A 14,741-nucleotide genomic window follows, 5' to 3' on the forward strand; every position below is an offset into this window, starting at 1 on the left:
GCCCATACTGGTCCTGTATATTCCGTGGATTGTGTGAAGCGAAACCAGACGAGCGTCTTTCAAACATCTCTCATACAATCCAAACATATGTTGAAACGAGGTTGCTTCTATAGTTGCAGCAGATATCCGTTTGATGTAACGATGAGAACTTTAATTTGCATATATAGAGAGGAGAGACAGAGTAGATGGCGAAAGATGATGTAATTGAAGTCGAAGGGACAGTTGTTGAGACTTTGCCAAACGCGATGTTTAAGGTAGAATTAGAAAATGGACATGTGATTTTAGCACACGTATCTGGTAAGATTCGTATGCACTTTATCCGCATTCTACCTGGAGATAAGGTTACTATCGAGTTATCTCCTTATGATTTAACTCGCGGTCGTATCACATACCGTTTTAAATAATCTTTTGCGCTCCGGACTATTAAGGAGGTTAGGTTAGATGAAAGTGAGACCATCTGTGAAACCGATCTGCGAAAAATGTAAAGTAATTCGCCGACGCGGTAAAGTAATGGTAATCTGTGAAAATCCTAAACACAAACAAAAACAAGGTTGATTCTAAAGGAGGTGCACAACGTACATGGCACGTATTGCTGGTGTTGACATTCCTCGCGACAAACGCGTGGTAATTTCATTAACTTACATTTACGGTATTGGTAAAACTACAGCTCAGAAAGTATTAGCTGGCGCAGGTATTTCAGAAGATACACGCGTACGCGACTTAACTGAAGATCAGTTAAACCTAATCCGTGAACAATTAGATTCTTACAAACTTGAAGGTGACTTACGTCGCGAAACTTCATTAAATATTAAACGTCTGATGGAAATCGGTTCATTCCGTGGTATCCGTCACCGTCGTGGTTTACCTGTTCGTGGTCAAAATACGAAGAACAATGCGCGTACGCGTAAAGGTCCTCGTAAAACAGTTGCGAACAAGAAAAAATAATACGTAAAGGAGGTTCCTTCTTAACATGGCTCGTAAACAACAAACTCGTAAACGTCGTGTGAAAAAGAATATCGAATCTGGTATTGCACACATTCGTTCTACATTTAACAATACAATTGTAACGATTACAGATATGCAAGGTAACGCTGTATCTTGGTCAAGTGCTGGTGCTCTTGGTTTCCGTGGTTCACGTAAATCTACACCATTCGCTGCACAAATGGCTGCAGAAACTGCTGCTAAAACATCCCTTGAACATGGTCTGAAAACGTTGGAAGTAACTGTTAAAGGTCCTGGTGCTGGTCGTGAAGCTGCAATTCGTGCACTTCAAGCTGCTGGTTTAGAAGTAACTGCTATTAAAGACGTTACTCCAGTTCCTCACAATGGTTGCCGTCCGCCAAAACGTCGTCGCGTGTAATGGGTGCGTCTCATATTGTATGAGAACATCATTTTTTGTACAGACTGTCTTGTGCAGATATTAAACGATACGTCAATGACGATCGAATCTATGATGGAAAGAACCTATACATTCGATGTTTTGAAGGAGGGTAAATGAAATGATCGAAATTGAAAAACCAAAGATTGAAACGGTGGAGATCAGCGAAGATTCCAAATATGGAAAGTTTGTTGTAGAACCGCTTGAACGCGGATATGGAAACACTTTGGGTAATTCTTTACGTCGTATCCTTCTGTCTTCATTACCAGGAGCTGCTGTCACTTCAATCCAAATTGATGGTGTACTTCACGAATTCTCTACTGTAGAAGGCGTTGTAGAAGATGTAGCTTCAATTATTTTGAACGTGAAAAAGCTTGCTCTTAAAATCTACTCTGACGAAGAAAAAGTTATTGAGATTGATGTAAAGGGCGATGGTACAGTTACGGCTGCTGACATTACACATGACAGTGACGTAGAAATTTTAAACCCAGATCTATATATTGCAACAATCGCTAAAAACGGTCATTTACGTATGCGTATGTACGCTCAACGCGGCCGTGGTTACACTCCTGCTGATCAAAACAAACGTGAGGATCTTCCTATCGGCGTGATCCCGATCGACTCTATTTACACTCCAGTATCACGCGTCAATTTCCAAGTGGAAAATACTCGTGTAGGTCAGTCTTCTGACTACGATAAACTTTCTCTTGATGTGTGGACAGATGGTAGCATCGGTCCGAAAGAGGCGATTTCGCTCGGAGCAAAAATTTTAACCGAGCATCTAAACATCTTCGTTGGCATGACAGATGAGGCACAAACTGCTGAAATCATGGTCGAAAAAGAAGAAGATCAAAAAGAAAAAGTTTTAGAGATGACTATTGAAGAACTTGATCTTTCTGTTCGTTCTTATAACTGCTTAAAACGCGCTGGTATTAATACAGTACTAGAACTTGCGAATAAGTCAGAAGACGACATGATGAAAGTTCGTAACCTTGGACGTAAGTCATTAGAAGAGGTAAAAGCGAAGTTAGAAGAGCTTGGTTTAGGGTTACGCAAAGAAGACTAAGCGATTTAAACAAAACTTATAAGATCAGATATTTTTTATAAAGGAGGGAAACATCCATGGGTTACAGAAAACTTGGTCGTACAAGTTCTCAACGTAAAGCGATGTTACGTGACTTAGCTACTGATTTAATCATCAACGAGCGTATCGAAACTACTGAGGCTCGCGCTAAAGAAGTACGTAAAGCTGTTGAAAAAATGATTACTTTAGGTAAACGCGGAGATTTACACGCACGCCGTCAAGCTGCTGCATTCATCCGTCGTGAACTAGTAACAACTACTGACGAAGAAGGTAACGAAACAACTTCATTTGCGCTACAAAAGCTATTTGATGATGTTGCACCACGTTACGCAGAACGTCAAGGTGGTTACACTCGTATTCTTAAAGTAGGTCCTCGTCGTGGTGACGGTGCACCTGTTGTTGTGATTGAATTAGTTTAATCATAAGAGAAAACAAGTGGTGAAGAGGGTGGAACCACCACCCTCTTTCTTTATAAAACGATTTATACGACAAATAATTAAGCTGAGCGTTATGATGAGCGGACACTTTTGTGTGGCGTCTCGTTTAGCTCTCCGCACCTCATTCAAAAGAAGCTAGGGCTTGAGCACCCGTGTTTCTTGTAAATGTAACGACTAGCGCATTTCTATCGAATGAGGTGCGCGCTTTTTTATTATTAACAGCGCCAATTGATGGTGCTTTTTTTAATATATAGGAATAAGCGCTTAGGCACTTTTCTTATACCGACATATTGATTGTGGTAGAATTCATACATAAAAAAGTGTAAGTTAGTTAGTATAGCTGAGCATAGAGAGGAGTTCTAGAAATGCCCGAAATTTTATCATTAAATAATGTGACATTTTCATATACACCTGAAAATCCAGAGCTGCGAAATGCTGTCGAAAATGTAAGCTTCGCCGTACAGGAAGGTGAATGGATTGCCATAGTTGGCCATAATGGTTCTGGTAAATCAACGATAGCCAAACTAATGAATGGTTTACTATTCCCGCAGCAGGGAGATGTTCGTATTTTACGAGAAGTATTAAATGAAGATAATCTGTGGGAATGTCGCTCGCAAATGGGAATGGTTTTTCAAAATCCAGACAATCAATTTGTAGGAGCTACAGTACAGGATGATGTTGCCTTTGCTCTTGAAAATAACGGTATACCGTTTGAAGAGATGGTAAAGCGTGTGCATGCATCACTAGAACAAGTGAAGATGAGCAATTTTTTGGATCATGAGCCACATCATTTATCTGGCGGACAGAAGCAACGTGTCGCTATTGCAGGGGCATTAGCTTTGAAGCCAAAGTTGCTCATTTTAGATGAGGCAACATCTATGTTAGATCCACAAGGACGTGTAGAGGTTTTACAAACTGTACAAACATTACGCGCAGAAACAGGGCTAACGGTTTTATCGATTACACATGATTTAGAAGAAGCCATGTTGGCGGATCGTATACTTTTCATGAATGATGGCAAGAAGTTTGCAGAAGGGCCTCCTGCTGAAATTTTTTCGCTGGGGGACAAGTTAACGGAGTTAGGTCTTGATCTGCCGTTTGCCATGAAGTTATCAAAGTTATTGCAAAAGGAAGGTGTTCCGTTAATGGGACAACATATGACAGAAGAAGAGTTGGTGAATGATTTATGGACATCAAACTTCAACAAGTAAGCTATGCCTACTCTCAAGGAACACCTTTTGAAAAACGTGCGTTATTCGATGTGGACTTTGAGATTCCATCTCACACGTACCAAGCGATTATTGGCCATACGGGGTCCGGTAAATCGACTATTCTTCAGCATTTTAACGCACTCCTAAAACCTACATCAGGTAAGGTGCAAATAGGAGATCGCACAGTGGAAGCCGGTAAAAAGGCAAAGGATTTAAAGGCGGTTCGCCAACGTGTAGGTATAGTTTTTCAATTTCCAGAGCATCAGCTATTTGAAGAAACGGTATTAAAGGATATTATGTTCGGTCCGATGAATTTTGGTGTCTCAGAGAAAGAAGCCGAGATACGTGCTAGAGAGCTTGTTCGTTTAGTTGGATTGCCTGAAAATGTGCTCGACAAATCACCATTTGATCTATCGGGCGGACAAATGCGACGTGTAGCAATTGCGGGTGTATTGGCTATGGAGCCAGAGGTGATTGTTTTAGACGAACCAACAGCTGGGCTAGATCCTCGTGGCCAAAAAGAAATTATGGATATGTTTTATGCATTACATCGGGAGAGTAGTTTAACGACGATTCTCGTTACGCACAGTATGGAGGATGCAGCTCGTTATGCTGACAATATCGTCATTATGCATGAGGGAAAAAATGTATTGAGTGGAACACCACGTGATATTTTTAAGGATGTTGAGACATTAAAGCAATTTCGTTTAGAGCCACCTCGTATTGTACGCTTCCAACAAAAGATTGAAAAGATGATCAATACACCTCTAGCAAAGGTATGTTTAACAGAAGAGGAGCTAGCGATTGAAATGGCTCGATTATTGAGAGAGGAGCGTGCAGAGTCATGATGGAGAAGATGATTTTCGGGCGCTTCCTGCCAGGAGATTCTCCTGTTCATAGGCTTGACCCACGATCTAAACTCGTATTCGTTTTTGCATTTATCATTATTGTATTTTTAGCTAATAATACAATAACATATGCAATGCTATTAGCATTTACGTTACTTATTGTTTTAGTGTCACGTATACGCTTGTACTTTTTAATAAATGGCTTGAAGCCTGTGCTCTTTTTAATGGCGTTTACTTTCTTGCTACATATTTTTATGACGAAGGAAGGCGACCTATTATTTCATTGGAAATTTATCTCCATCTATGAGGGAGGCGTTCGTCAAGGGATTTATATTTCAACTCGTTTCCTTGTTTTAGTGTTTATGACGTCTATTTTAACACTGACAACCTCCCCGATTTCCATTACAGATGGGATTGAGGTGTTGCTAAATCCATTGAAAAAAATAAAAGTACCTGTCCATGAGCTAGCGCTAATGATGTCCATTTCACTGCGCTTTATTCCAACGTTGATGGATGAGACGGACAAGATTATGAAGGCACAAATGGCACGTGGCTCCGATTTATCCTCAGGACCGATAAAAGACCGCATTAAAGCGGTTGTGCCATTACTAGTACCGCTCTTTGTAAGTGCCTTCAAACGTGCAGAGGACTTAGCCACTGCGATGGAGGTTCGAGGCTATCGTGGCGGTGAAGGGCGTACGCGCTATCGTAAGCTAAAGTGGGATATTGGCGATTCGTTTGCTATTGCCTTACTAGTAGCCATGGCTGTTTTATTATTTTTCTATAGAAGTTAAAGGAGTAGCTTTATGCGACGATTAAAAGCAATTATTAGTTATGATGGAACGCAGTTTTCTGGTTATCAAGTACAGCCAGGAGAGCGTACAGTACAAGCAGAAGTTGAGCGTGTACTTGCTGTTATGCATAAAGGTAACAAGGTCAAAGTAACGGCAAGTGGTCGCACTGATGCAAGAGTGCATGCAACTGGACAAACACTGCATTTTGATACGCCGCTAGCAATACCAGTAGAAAAGTATATGAAGGCGTTAAATGTTCAGCTTCCAAGAGATATCCGTGTATTATCTATTGAGGAAGTGGCAGATGATTTTCATGCGCGTTATAGTGTAACAGGAAAACGCTATCGCTATATATGGTCGTGTGAGTCTGTACAAAGCCCATTCCGTAGACATTACACAGTTGAGACGAGTGGTGTGAAACCAGACGTGAGAGCGATGCAGGAGGCTGCAAATGCGATTATCGGGACGCATGACTTCTCATGCTTTTGTGCGGCGAATACTAGTGTGCAAAATAAAGTACGAACAGTAAACGCACTTCAATTTGAGTGGCATGGTGAAGAGCTACATATGGTCATTGAAGGTAGTGGCTTCTTATACAATATGGTACGCATCATTGCCGGCACTTTATGGGAAGTTGGCATAGGGCGCAGAGAAGTGGAAAATGTCGAGACCGTTGTTGCATCGATGGATCGTGACAAGGCTGGTAAAACGGCGCCACCACAAGGTTTATACCTTGAAAAAGTATTCTATTAGGGCAAAATGTTTAAAAGAATATTGTATGTTTTCTAAGAGCGGATTTTCGCTTTAAATGGAACAAAATATGAGGGGCAAAATGCCAATGCAAATGCCAAACGTTACCCTGTACAACTTCACCAGGTGTTTAATGAAATTGCTTGACTTTAAAAGCCATTCATTATATGATAACAGATGGTATTTTCATTACCACCACAAAATAAGCCCCGAAACTTATAGTGTAGACTAATGAAAAATAACGGTAATCGAATCGATTAGGAGGATATATACATGCGTACAACATTCATGGCTAAAGGTCACGAAGTAGACCGTAAATGGTTAGTAGTTGATGCAGAAGGCCAAACTCTTGGACGTTTAGCTTCTGAAGTAGCTGCAATCTTACGTGGTAAACATAAACCAACATTCACACCAAACGTTGACACAGGTGATCACGTAATCATCATCAACGCTGACAAAATCCATTTAACTGGTAACAAATTAGAGGGTAAACTTTACCGTCACCATACTCAATTTGCGGGTGGTTTAAAAACTCGTACTGCTGGTGAAATGTTAGAAAAGTACCCAACACGTATGATCGAATTAGCTATTAAAGGGATGCTTCCTAAAAACTCTTTAGGTCGTAAAATGTTCGGTAAACTTAACGTTTACACTGGAACTGAGCACCCACATGCTGCACAAAAACCAGAAGCTTATGAGCTTCGTGGATAATATAAATTAAGAGGAGGATATTACTTTGGCACAAGTTCAATACATCGGCACTGGTCGCCGTAAAAGCTCTGTAGCTCGTGTACGTTTAGTACCAGGTACAGGTAAAATTGTTATCAACAAACGTGAAATCGAAGAATACGTACCATTCGCTGCATTACGTGAAGTAATTAAACAACCATTAGTAGCTACTGAAACTACAGGAAGCTATGACATCCACGTAAACGTTAACGGTGGTGGATATACTGGTCAAGCTGGAGCTGTACGTCATGGTATCGCTCGTGCTCTACTTCAAGTAGACCCAGATTTCCGTGCTGCACTTAAATCAGCTGGATTACTTACTCGTGATTCACGCATGAAAGAACGTAAAAAACCAGGTCTACGCGGCGCTCGTCGTGCACCTCAGTTCTCAAAACGTTAATCAACCGATTATATGCGTTTTCAAAACCCTTTCCCACTTTGGTGGGGAGGGTTTTTTGTATGAAATTAAAGTGTTACTTCCGCTTATTAGGAAATAAAAAGCTATAAAAAAACTAATATAGAAAATATTCAAAATATATTTACAAAAAAATATATAGGATGATAATATAAAAATACTTTAAGGTAAAACAGTCTCTATATATAGAAATTAATGTGAAAGTTTATGTAGATTGAAGCTCATTTGTCTATGGAAATTTGCATATTAAATTTTAAAATGGAGGGTGATGTTTAATGGCTACTCAGGTTCGTTCTGATGCATATAATGTTGGTAAAAGTATGGGTGAAGCATTAAATAATACAAAGGTAGGACAAGCATTTAATAGTACTGCCAAAAAAGTCGGTCAAGTATTTGTAGATTATGGGAAAGCAATTAATAAGGCGGCTCAACAAACGGTGTATGGAAATATGGATCAACCAGCATCAATGATTGGAGGTTCATTTTATGGGGCAGCAAAGGGTAGTTTAAAAAGTGCCGCAAAAGGTGCTGGAACTGCCATGCTTTTAGAGTTTGGTGTTAGATCTGTCTATAATATTTATCATGATGTAATTCGAGGATCTAAATAATAATAAAAAGTAACAAGTTGAGATTTTTTCGACTTGTTACTTTTCTAGTTAGAGTACTAAACTATATTTTAATTAAAGAGGACTGGTTTAATGGAGATTAAATATCATAGTCAAATTAAATTAGAATCCGTTTTATTAGTATATTTAGATAAACAAATGCAAAAAAATAAATTGAACCTTATTAGTAAAAATGGCTTGCAGTGGGAAGTCCCTATCGAAGAGCAAAAGCGAATTGCAAACAACATAAATTATTATGCTTTTATAGTGAATGAAAAATTTTGTGTTTGCGACCCAAATTGTCATAGTGTTTATGAAGTGAATAATATGTATTTTTCAAAAGTAGCTAATACAGTTAAACAGGCAAAAGATATAGTACTTGAATATTCGGTCACTGGAAAGGATTTTCAGCAGTCTACGTTTAATATTATTTGTAAAACTAATGTATTTTCAAATTTAGATATAGCAATTTGTTATAAGGCTAATTTGAAAAATATACTAGAGGACTCACTGATACTTTTTCAAATTATTAATCCAAAAGGAGAGTTGCATTTTTTGGATTTTGAAAGCTTAAAGAAAAATAAAGATAATGGTAAAAGAATTTATTATGCAGGATTAAAAATCTCTCCACTATTAATGGAGGGAATATGGACATTCCAATTAATATTTAAAGATAAACTAATTGATTCTAAAGAAGTGCTGTACAAATTGTATAAAAGCAATTACAGAAAAGAGATTGCATACGCTGGTAACTATAGTTTATACGATGTAGAAATTTAAAAATCTATATGTATTAATTCTAATTTACAAAGGATGCGGTACATTCTATGAATATGAAGAAGAAGCAAGACATTACTGTAATATTTATTGTCACTTATTTTGGCGGGATTTCTATTTTAGCTAAACTATTCTCATTTTCGGTTTTGACTAATTATGTGCTTTGTTTCATTGGTGCAGTGATTAGCTCAATACTTATCTATTTAAAAAAAGAAAAAACTTAAATCAACCTAATGTATTGTCATAGAAGAATTTAAATTAAGGAGATACTATGAATAGAGCTAAAATAATCGAAGAAATAGAGACACTTTTATTTACAGAAGCTGAGTTTGGAGCACTTTTCGATATTCAAATTGATTATTTAAAGGAAACTGTAAGATTAGATGTACTTAGTACAAGCAGAAAACGCATTAAAAAGACCATACTATTATTTGAACAAGTACTCTCTTTGTACATGTGTAAGTCTGAGGATGCAGAGGGATTTCGTTTAAATGAGCTTGGTTATAGGGATGATATATTGTTGTCAGAAATCAGCTACCACCCATATGGATTCGGTAAAATAAAAGCGGAGATTTTAAATACAAAATTAAAAGGTATTGAAATTACTTCAAATACTAATTTTTATTTCCAAGTAAATAATAAAGACTATTTCTTTATAGAAGCGAATCGTTTAGTCATCAATAATAAAGTGTTTAATAATTTGTTAGTTCCTTAAAAACGTGAATTCTTTTAAGTAAAGGAGATATTATGGAACAAGAAAAAATAATGGAAGAAATTCAAACACTATTAATAGAAGAAGTAGAGTTCGGTGTCGTGATGAATGTAGATATAGGTTATTTTGGAGAGACCGTTAAATTAGTGGTCGCTAAAAAATTCAAACAAGAAGTGTTAAAAAAGGTCGTATTCTTTGAACAAGTACTGTCATTCTACATGTGTCAGCTGGAAGATCTAGAGGGCTTCCGTTTAAATGACTACGATTACGGGGATGAGCTATTGCTAACAGGGATTAGTTATCATCCAAATGGCTTTGACAAAATTACAATCGAAAGTTTAGATCCGGAATTAAAAGGCATTGAAGAAATTTCATCTACTACTAATTTTAGCTTTCACATCAACAATAAAGATTGTTTCTTTATAGAAGCGAATCGTTTCGTTTTTGAGGGCAAGGTGTTTAAAGATTTAATTGCGCCAGAAAATGAGCTGAAATGGGAAGATGAAAGTTGATTGACTAGAAGCTATGTTCACTGCTTATCTCGAAACATGAATAATATATCCCAAGCTCTCAAGCCTATGCTTGGGAGTTTTTTTGTTTACTTTCTAGCATAGTTCCATCACTAACTTCGTACACTAAATATAAAGGGTGGTGGATATGGGTGAAGCGCTGGCTTGCACTAGGAGTAATTATGCTGATGAGTATAGTGGTCGTGGCATATGAAACGAATGCTTCGGACCGCAACTTCTTCTTACCTGACCCACTTGGTGGCATAAAAATTGTCATTGATGCGGGACACGGTGGTCAGGATGGAGGTGCTTCAAAGGGCGAAGTAATTGAAAAGGAAATTACACTTGCAATTGCTCAGCATGTGGAGAAGCAATTAAAGAAGAAAGGCGCTACGGTCGTGATGACACGTACAACGGATGGAGATGTGATTGAAGAACACGCGCCATCAGAAAAATTTGGTACAATGAGGGAACGAAAAAAGCAGGATATCTTTTTACGAAAGGATATTGTTGCAAAAGAACAACCAGATATTTTCGTTACAATACACGCTAATGCAATTCCTGAAACAAAGTGGCGTGGAGCGCAGGTGTTTTATCATAAAGACGGACATGCTGATGGGGAATTGCTTGCAAAGAGCATTCAGCAATCTATTCGAACGAACTTACAAAATACTGATCGGGAAGCATTATCGATCAAACAAATCTACTTGCTGAAAAAGGCAGAAGTACCTGCTGCGTTAGTGGAGACTGGATTTATCAGTAATGATGAGGAACGTGCACTATTAGTAGATAAAAAATATCAAGAGAAAATGGCAACTGCTATCGTTGAAGGTATTGAAGACTACTTACTTGGGAAAATTGAATAGAGCAACAGCTACTATGTAAATCAAAGCATTATGATATACTAACATTGACAGAAAATAAGGGGAGTGTTCGTCGTGATAACTGAACAACAAGTACGAGAAAAACTGGGACAACTACAAGATCCATTTTTACATAAAACCTTAGCAGAAACTGACGGTATTACGAATGTATCAATTAAAGAAGAAAAAAATCATGTGAGTGTAAAAATTGCTATTGCTAAAACAAATACACCTGAACAAATGCAACTTCAAATGAAAATTGTGGATGTATTAAAAGAAGCGGGCGCTAACACTGTTGGTATTCGTTTTGAAGAATTATCGGCAGATAAACTGCAAAGCTTCCGTGGAACAGCAACAGAAGCAGAAGCTCAAGATATTTTATCACCACTAAGCACAGTGCAGGTAATTTCAATTGCATCTGGTAAAGGTGGCGTAGGGAAATCTACAGTATCTGTTAACTTAGCGGTAGCCTTAGCACGCCTTGGAAAAAAAGTAGGTTTAATTGATGCCGACATTTATGGATTTAGTGTGCCCGATATGATGGGTGTTACAGATATGCCGAAAGTAGTGGATAATCGTATTTACCCTGTTGACCGTTTTGGTGTAAAAGTGATTTCAATGGGATTCTTCGTTGAGAATAACGCACCGATCGTTTGGCGCGGGCCAATGCTTGGAAAGGTATTAGATCAATTTTTCCGTGATGTAGAATGGGGCGAACTGGATTACCTTCTATTAGATTTACCACCAGGAACAGGCGACGTCGCTTTAGATATTCATCAAATGTTACCTTCTTCAAAAGAAATTGTTGTGACAACGCCTCACCCAACAGCAGCATTCGTTGCAGCTCGTGCAGGTGCAATGGCTCTACAAACAGAACATGAGATTCTAGGCGTTATTGAAAATATGGCATGGTTTGAGTCAAAATCAGGGGAACGTGAATTTGTATTTGGCCAAGGTGGCGGTGCAAAATTAACTGAAGAACTTCGTACAGAGCTACTTGGACAAATTCCACTAGGTCAGCCAGATTGGACTGATGAAGATTTCGCGCCTTCTGTTTATGCTGAAAATCATTCAACAGGACAAACTTATTTAGATATTGCTTCGAAAATCATTGAAAAATTAAATAAATAAATAAATAAAAAGGATTTCCTCGAATAGCTGAGGAAATCCTTTTTGTTTTGAGAAGCTATTTGCTTTTGTCATCCTTATTTGCACTGCCATCACTTTCACCGCTAGCCTCTTTTTTACTATCGCTTTCCGATGAAGTACTTTCACCGCTTTTTTTGATAAGCTCCAGCCATTTCGCTTGCATTAGCGGACTTTCAATCGTTTCCTTTACGACTTCCTCCATTTGCTTGCGAAGATTGGAGGATTTTAAAATCGTCTCCATTTGCTTTTGCATATCAGGTTGACCAAAGAATGACTCCATATCCTTTTGGAATGTGGGATCTTTCATTAGTTCCTTCATAATATCCGATTGCTGCTTTTGCATACTTTTGGCTACAGTTTCTTTGAACTTTGGATCCTCGAATGTCTTTTTCCAAAAATCCTCAGCTTCTTTTGAAAGCAAAGTCTCTTCTGTCGCCTTTTTCACTTCATCATGTTCTAATATCAATAATTCACGAAAACTCGGTTCCTCTAGAAGCTGTCGTAACGCCTTTTTTCCATCCTCTGTTTGTAGAGAGTCGATCATAATTTTTTTTATCTCATCATAAGACATGGTAGAGGTTTTATCTTGTTGAGAGCAGGCAGCAAGAAATAGCGTCAAAATCAGTAATAAAGTCAATTTTCGCATTAAACATCAGTCCTTTCTATAGATAGACTCTTTCAATTATTGTTCACATTTATGATGACTTTATGTATAGCTTGCGAAGAGAAATAGCTTTTTTAACAATGCATTGTTAAAATGATTACAGATATATGAAGAAATTGGGGGACTTTGAGTTGTGACGATACGAAATTGGGCAAAGTTTTTCTTCTTTGCAATGCTCGTTGGTGGCGTAGTCAACGGAATTTTTAGTTTATTTATTCGATGGAGCTTCTTTCAACCATATGTAGCAAATGGTCAATGGGGGGAATTTTTCGCAGGGATTTTATGGATGGTATTCCTAGGGTTTACGATGAGTGTTATTGCACAGGCAGGTTTTTTCGCTTATTTAACGCTTCATCAGGTAGGTGTTAACATCTTTAGAACACTGACATTATGGAATTGGGTACAGCTATTATTAATTGTTATTACCATTTTTGATATTGTGTTCTTCCGTTTTGTACCTGGTGTAAAAGATGGACAAAGCTGGGTGTTTTATTTAGGGCTGTTAATTGTATTAATTTTTGCTTCAATTGCTACAGCTGTACAAAAAGTTAAAATGACAGGAAAAAAACATGTTCTAGTGTCTGCATTATTTTTTATGATTGTTGTTACAACTTTAGAGTGGACAATCGCATTAATGGGGCGCGATGAAAATATTAACGAATATGTTGCATTATTGTTATTCCCATTACTAGCTGTAAATGCATATCAATTATTAGTATTACCAAAATACAACGCAAAATCCGATGAAGATCGCAAAAAATTAGAAGAACGTCGTAAAGCGCGACTTAATCAGGCAAAAAATGCATAGTTAATGAAAAAAATGAGTAGCCTCAAATATGATGAGGCTACTTTTATTATGGGGTTTTTTTAGATTGCACGGAGTAACCGAATATATTTTCTTCAATCGACATAAATTTATTTTGTTGCAATAATGTATTTAACTCTTTAAAAGTGACCTTAGTGTCTTGATGTAAAGGAAGAAATAAAAAATCTCCTTTTTGTAATTCGGGCGTTTTTTCACCTTGCCAAATGAGTGAAGGAGAAAGAATATTTATTTGTTTTTGAAATAAGCTTTTTTGTAAATCCTGAGAATACTGATGATTTCGTGTAGCAAACCAAAGTGGTGTTGTCTTTAAATATTTTTCATAAGTACTAACATCTTTTTGCAGCAATGCAATATCAATTGGTTCTTCTACTGAATCCTCTGGACCTAGTAATCCTGTGGGCAGTTTTCTTTCTTGTATTACTTTTATATGCTCAGGTGAGCGTTCAATCCATGCTGCATCTAAAAGAAGAAGCGGATAAGGTGCTTTTACATTTTTAAGCCAATCTAAAAGTTTATCATCAGAAAAGGAAATTTCGACAATAAGAGAAGTGCCATAATGCCCTTTTGTTACAACCGTTGGTGCATTAGCAATATTAAATACAGAAATCATCTTAGAATTTATTGGTTTAATAAAAATAAACAATATTCCTATGACAACTAGTGATATCAACGTTTTACGAAGCATATTAAAAACCCCATTTCTATAATTTTAAACATAAAAATAAACTCCTTAAAAAAACTTATGATTTTGTGTTGACTTTCATGATTAATCGATGTTATTATGTATAAGTCGCCAAGAGATGACGCGGCAAACGAAATAAAATGAACCTTGAAAACTGAACAAGCAAAACGTAATCAATATAGTTTCTATTAGCTAACATATGTTAGTGAACGGAACAAAATTTTGGACATCAAAATTGATGCCAGCAAAACAATTTGAGCTAATCAAATTTCTTTTATGGAGAGTTTGATCCTGGCTCAGGACGAACG

Annotated in this window: 21 protein-coding genes and 1 pseudogene; 20 read left to right on the forward strand and 2 right to left on the reverse strand. The window is 37.5% G+C overall.

Annotated elements, in window-relative coordinates:
- Nucleotides 1-17 precede the first annotated feature (17 nt).
- The 19 genes and pseudogenes from ACIP9C_RS17230 to ACIP9C_RS17320 form a co-directional block, all read left to right on the forward strand.
- A pseudogene (locus ACIP9C_RS17230) lies at nucleotides 18-95 on the forward strand (type I methionyl aminopeptidase); the annotation flags it as partial.
- A gap of 90 nt (nucleotides 96-185) precedes the next feature.
- Nucleotides 186-404: a translation initiation factor IF-1 gene (gene infA, locus ACIP9C_RS17235; protein ID WP_004233690.1), complete on the forward strand. Its 219-nt coding sequence runs from the start codon at nucleotides 186-188 to the stop codon at nucleotides 402-404.
- Between the two features lie 37 nt (nucleotides 405-441).
- Nucleotides 442-555 carry a 50S ribosomal protein L36 gene (rpmJ, locus tag ACIP9C_RS17240; RefSeq protein ID WP_000868344.1) on the forward strand — a complete coding sequence of 38 codons (114 nt, stop codon included), beginning with the start codon at nucleotides 442-444 and terminating at the stop codon, nucleotides 553-555.
- 24 nt (nucleotides 556-579) lie between these two features.
- Nucleotides 580-945 (forward strand): 30S ribosomal protein S13, encoded by a 366-nt coding sequence (gene rpsM / locus ACIP9C_RS17245; RefSeq protein WP_024364357.1) that lies wholly within the window; start codon nucleotides 580-582, stop codon nucleotides 943-945.
- A gap of 25 nt (nucleotides 946-970) precedes the next feature.
- Entirely contained in the window at nucleotides 971-1,360 is a 390-nt protein-coding gene (gene rpsK, locus ACIP9C_RS17250; protein WP_004233731.1) for a 30S ribosomal protein S11, read from the forward strand.
- Between the two features lie 139 nt (nucleotides 1,361-1,499).
- Nucleotides 1,500-2,444: a DNA-directed RNA polymerase subunit alpha gene (locus tag ACIP9C_RS17255; RefSeq protein ID WP_004233733.1), complete on the forward strand. Its 945-nt coding sequence runs from the start codon at nucleotides 1,500-1,502 to the stop codon at nucleotides 2,442-2,444.
- Nucleotides 2,445-2,500: 56 nt separating this feature from the next.
- Nucleotides 2,501-2,881, forward strand: coding sequence for a 50S ribosomal protein L17 (rplQ, locus tag ACIP9C_RS17260; protein ID WP_010860588.1), 381 nt, complete (start codon nucleotides 2,501-2,503; stop codon nucleotides 2,879-2,881).
- Between the two features lie 383 nt (nucleotides 2,882-3,264).
- Nucleotides 3,265-4,110, forward strand: coding sequence for an energy-coupling factor ABC transporter ATP-binding protein (locus ACIP9C_RS17265; RefSeq protein ID WP_401012543.1), 846 nt, complete (start codon nucleotides 3,265-3,267; stop codon nucleotides 4,108-4,110).
- Nucleotides 4,086-4,958, forward strand: coding sequence for an energy-coupling factor ABC transporter ATP-binding protein (locus ACIP9C_RS17270; protein ID WP_401012545.1), 873 nt, complete (start codon nucleotides 4,086-4,088; stop codon nucleotides 4,956-4,958). The genes ACIP9C_RS17265 and ACIP9C_RS17270 overlap by 25 nt, the downstream gene beginning before the upstream one ends.
- Nucleotides 4,955-5,752: an energy-coupling factor transporter transmembrane component T family protein gene (locus ACIP9C_RS17275; RefSeq protein ID WP_139859720.1), complete on the forward strand. Its 798-nt coding sequence runs from the start codon at nucleotides 4,955-4,957 to the stop codon at nucleotides 5,750-5,752. Before ACIP9C_RS17270 ends, ACIP9C_RS17275 begins: the two co-directional genes overlap by 4 nt.
- A gap of 12 nt (nucleotides 5,753-5,764) precedes the next feature.
- Nucleotides 5,765-6,505 (forward strand): tRNA pseudouridine(38-40) synthase TruA, encoded by a 741-nt coding sequence (gene truA, locus ACIP9C_RS17280; RefSeq protein WP_401012547.1) that lies wholly within the window; start codon nucleotides 5,765-5,767, stop codon nucleotides 6,503-6,505.
- Between the two features lie 270 nt (nucleotides 6,506-6,775).
- A complete protein-coding gene (gene rplM / locus ACIP9C_RS17285; protein WP_173479261.1) occupies nucleotides 6,776-7,213 on the forward strand; it encodes a 50S ribosomal protein L13 in 438 nt (145 codons plus the stop codon).
- A gap of 25 nt (nucleotides 7,214-7,238) precedes the next feature.
- On the forward strand, nucleotides 7,239-7,631 hold the full coding sequence (gene rpsI / locus ACIP9C_RS17290; protein ID WP_004233744.1) for a 30S ribosomal protein S9: 393 nt from the start codon (nucleotides 7,239-7,241) through the stop codon (nucleotides 7,629-7,631).
- A gap of 290 nt (nucleotides 7,632-7,921) precedes the next feature.
- Nucleotides 7,922-8,254, forward strand: a complete 333-nt coding sequence (locus tag ACIP9C_RS17295) for a hypothetical protein (protein WP_401012549.1) — start codon at nucleotides 7,922-7,924, stop codon at nucleotides 8,252-8,254.
- Between the two features lie 90 nt (nucleotides 8,255-8,344).
- On the forward strand, nucleotides 8,345-9,031 hold the full coding sequence (locus tag ACIP9C_RS17300) for a hypothetical protein (RefSeq protein WP_401012551.1): 687 nt from the start codon (nucleotides 8,345-8,347) through the stop codon (nucleotides 9,029-9,031).
- 268 nt (nucleotides 9,032-9,299) lie between these two features.
- Entirely contained in the window at nucleotides 9,300-9,743 is a 444-nt protein-coding gene (locus ACIP9C_RS17305) for a YxiG family protein (RefSeq protein ID WP_401012552.1), read from the forward strand.
- A gap of 32 nt (nucleotides 9,744-9,775) precedes the next feature.
- A complete protein-coding gene (locus ACIP9C_RS17310) occupies nucleotides 9,776-10,252 on the forward strand; it encodes a YxiG family protein (protein WP_401012554.1) in 477 nt (158 codons plus the stop codon).
- A gap of 149 nt (nucleotides 10,253-10,401) precedes the next feature.
- Nucleotides 10,402-11,115: an N-acetylmuramoyl-L-alanine amidase gene (locus tag ACIP9C_RS17315; protein WP_401012556.1), complete on the forward strand. Its 714-nt coding sequence runs from the start codon at nucleotides 10,402-10,404 to the stop codon at nucleotides 11,113-11,115.
- 72 nt (nucleotides 11,116-11,187) lie between these two features.
- A complete protein-coding gene (locus ACIP9C_RS17320) occupies nucleotides 11,188-12,243 on the forward strand; it encodes a P-loop NTPase (protein ID WP_401012558.1) in 1,056 nt (351 codons plus the stop codon).
- A 55-nt stretch (nucleotides 12,244-12,298) separates the two neighbouring features.
- On the opposite strand, the gene gerD is transcribed toward ACIP9C_RS17320, so the two are convergent.
- Entirely contained in the window at nucleotides 12,299-12,907 is a 609-nt protein-coding gene (gene gerD, locus ACIP9C_RS17325; RefSeq protein WP_340821796.1) for a spore germination lipoprotein GerD, read from the reverse strand.
- 151 nt (nucleotides 12,908-13,058) lie between these two features.
- Here gerD and ACIP9C_RS17330 point away from each other — a divergent pair, with 151 nt between their 5' ends.
- Nucleotides 13,059-13,733 carry a KinB-signaling pathway activation protein gene (locus ACIP9C_RS17330; RefSeq protein ID WP_401012560.1) on the forward strand — a complete coding sequence of 225 codons (675 nt, stop codon included), beginning with the start codon at nucleotides 13,059-13,061 and terminating at the stop codon, nucleotides 13,731-13,733.
- Between the two features lie 46 nt (nucleotides 13,734-13,779).
- Here the strand turns inward: ACIP9C_RS17330 and ACIP9C_RS17335 are convergent, their stop codons facing one another.
- Nucleotides 13,780-14,436, reverse strand: coding sequence for a hypothetical protein (locus tag ACIP9C_RS17335; protein WP_401012561.1), 657 nt, complete (start codon nucleotides 14,434-14,436; stop codon nucleotides 13,780-13,782).
- Nucleotides 14,437-14,741 lie beyond the last annotated feature (305 nt).

It is taken from the genome of Lysinibacillus sp. NPDC093210, assembly GCF_044753985.1.
Lineage (GTDB): Bacteria > Bacillota > Bacilli > Bacillales_A > Planococcaceae > Lysinibacillus.

Excerpts from the sequence above, each read along its gene's own strand:
- infA (WP_004233690.1), top strand. The coding sequence starts at position 186 with ATGGCGAAAGATGATGTAATTGAAGTCGAAGGGACAGTTGTTGAGACT.
- rpmJ (WP_000868344.1), top strand. The coding sequence starts at position 442 with ATGAAAGTGAGACCATCTGTGAAACCGATCTGCGAAAAATGTAAAGTA.
- rpsM (WP_024364357.1), top strand. The coding sequence starts at position 580 with ATGGCACGTATTGCTGGTGTTGACATTCCTCGCGACAAACGCGTGGTA.
- rpsK (WP_004233731.1), top strand. The coding sequence starts at position 971 with ATGGCTCGTAAACAACAAACTCGTAAACGTCGTGTGAAAAAGAATATC.
- ACIP9C_RS17255 (WP_004233733.1), top strand. The coding sequence starts at position 1,500 with ATGATCGAAATTGAAAAACCAAAGATTGAAACGGTGGAGATCAGCGAA.
- rplQ (WP_010860588.1), top strand. The coding sequence starts at position 2,501 with ATGGGTTACAGAAAACTTGGTCGTACAAGTTCTCAACGTAAAGCGATG.
- ACIP9C_RS17265 (WP_401012543.1), top strand. The coding sequence starts at position 3,265 with ATGCCCGAAATTTTATCATTAAATAATGTGACATTTTCATATACACCT.
- ACIP9C_RS17270 (WP_401012545.1), top strand. The coding sequence starts at position 4,086 with ATGGACATCAAACTTCAACAAGTAAGCTATGCCTACTCTCAAGGAACA.
- ACIP9C_RS17275 (WP_139859720.1), top strand. The coding sequence starts at position 4,955 with ATGATGGAGAAGATGATTTTCGGGCGCTTCCTGCCAGGAGATTCTCCT.
- truA (WP_401012547.1), top strand. The coding sequence starts at position 5,765 with ATGCGACGATTAAAAGCAATTATTAGTTATGATGGAACGCAGTTTTCT.
- rplM (WP_173479261.1), top strand. The coding sequence starts at position 6,776 with ATGCGTACAACATTCATGGCTAAAGGTCACGAAGTAGACCGTAAATGG.
- ACIP9C_RS17295 (WP_401012549.1), top strand. The coding sequence starts at position 7,922 with ATGGCTACTCAGGTTCGTTCTGATGCATATAATGTTGGTAAAAGTATG.
- ACIP9C_RS17300 (WP_401012551.1), top strand. The coding sequence starts at position 8,345 with ATGGAGATTAAATATCATAGTCAAATTAAATTAGAATCCGTTTTATTA.
- ACIP9C_RS17305 (WP_401012552.1), top strand. The coding sequence starts at position 9,300 with ATGAATAGAGCTAAAATAATCGAAGAAATAGAGACACTTTTATTTACA.
- ACIP9C_RS17310 (WP_401012554.1), top strand. The coding sequence starts at position 9,776 with ATGGAACAAGAAAAAATAATGGAAGAAATTCAAACACTATTAATAGAA.
- gerD (WP_340821796.1), bottom strand. The coding sequence starts at position 12,907 with ATGCGAAAATTGACTTTATTACTGATTTTGACGCTATTTCTTGCTGCC.
- ACIP9C_RS17335 (WP_401012561.1), bottom strand. The coding sequence starts at position 14,436 with ATGCTTCGTAAAACGTTGATATCACTAGTTGTCATAGGAATATTGTTT.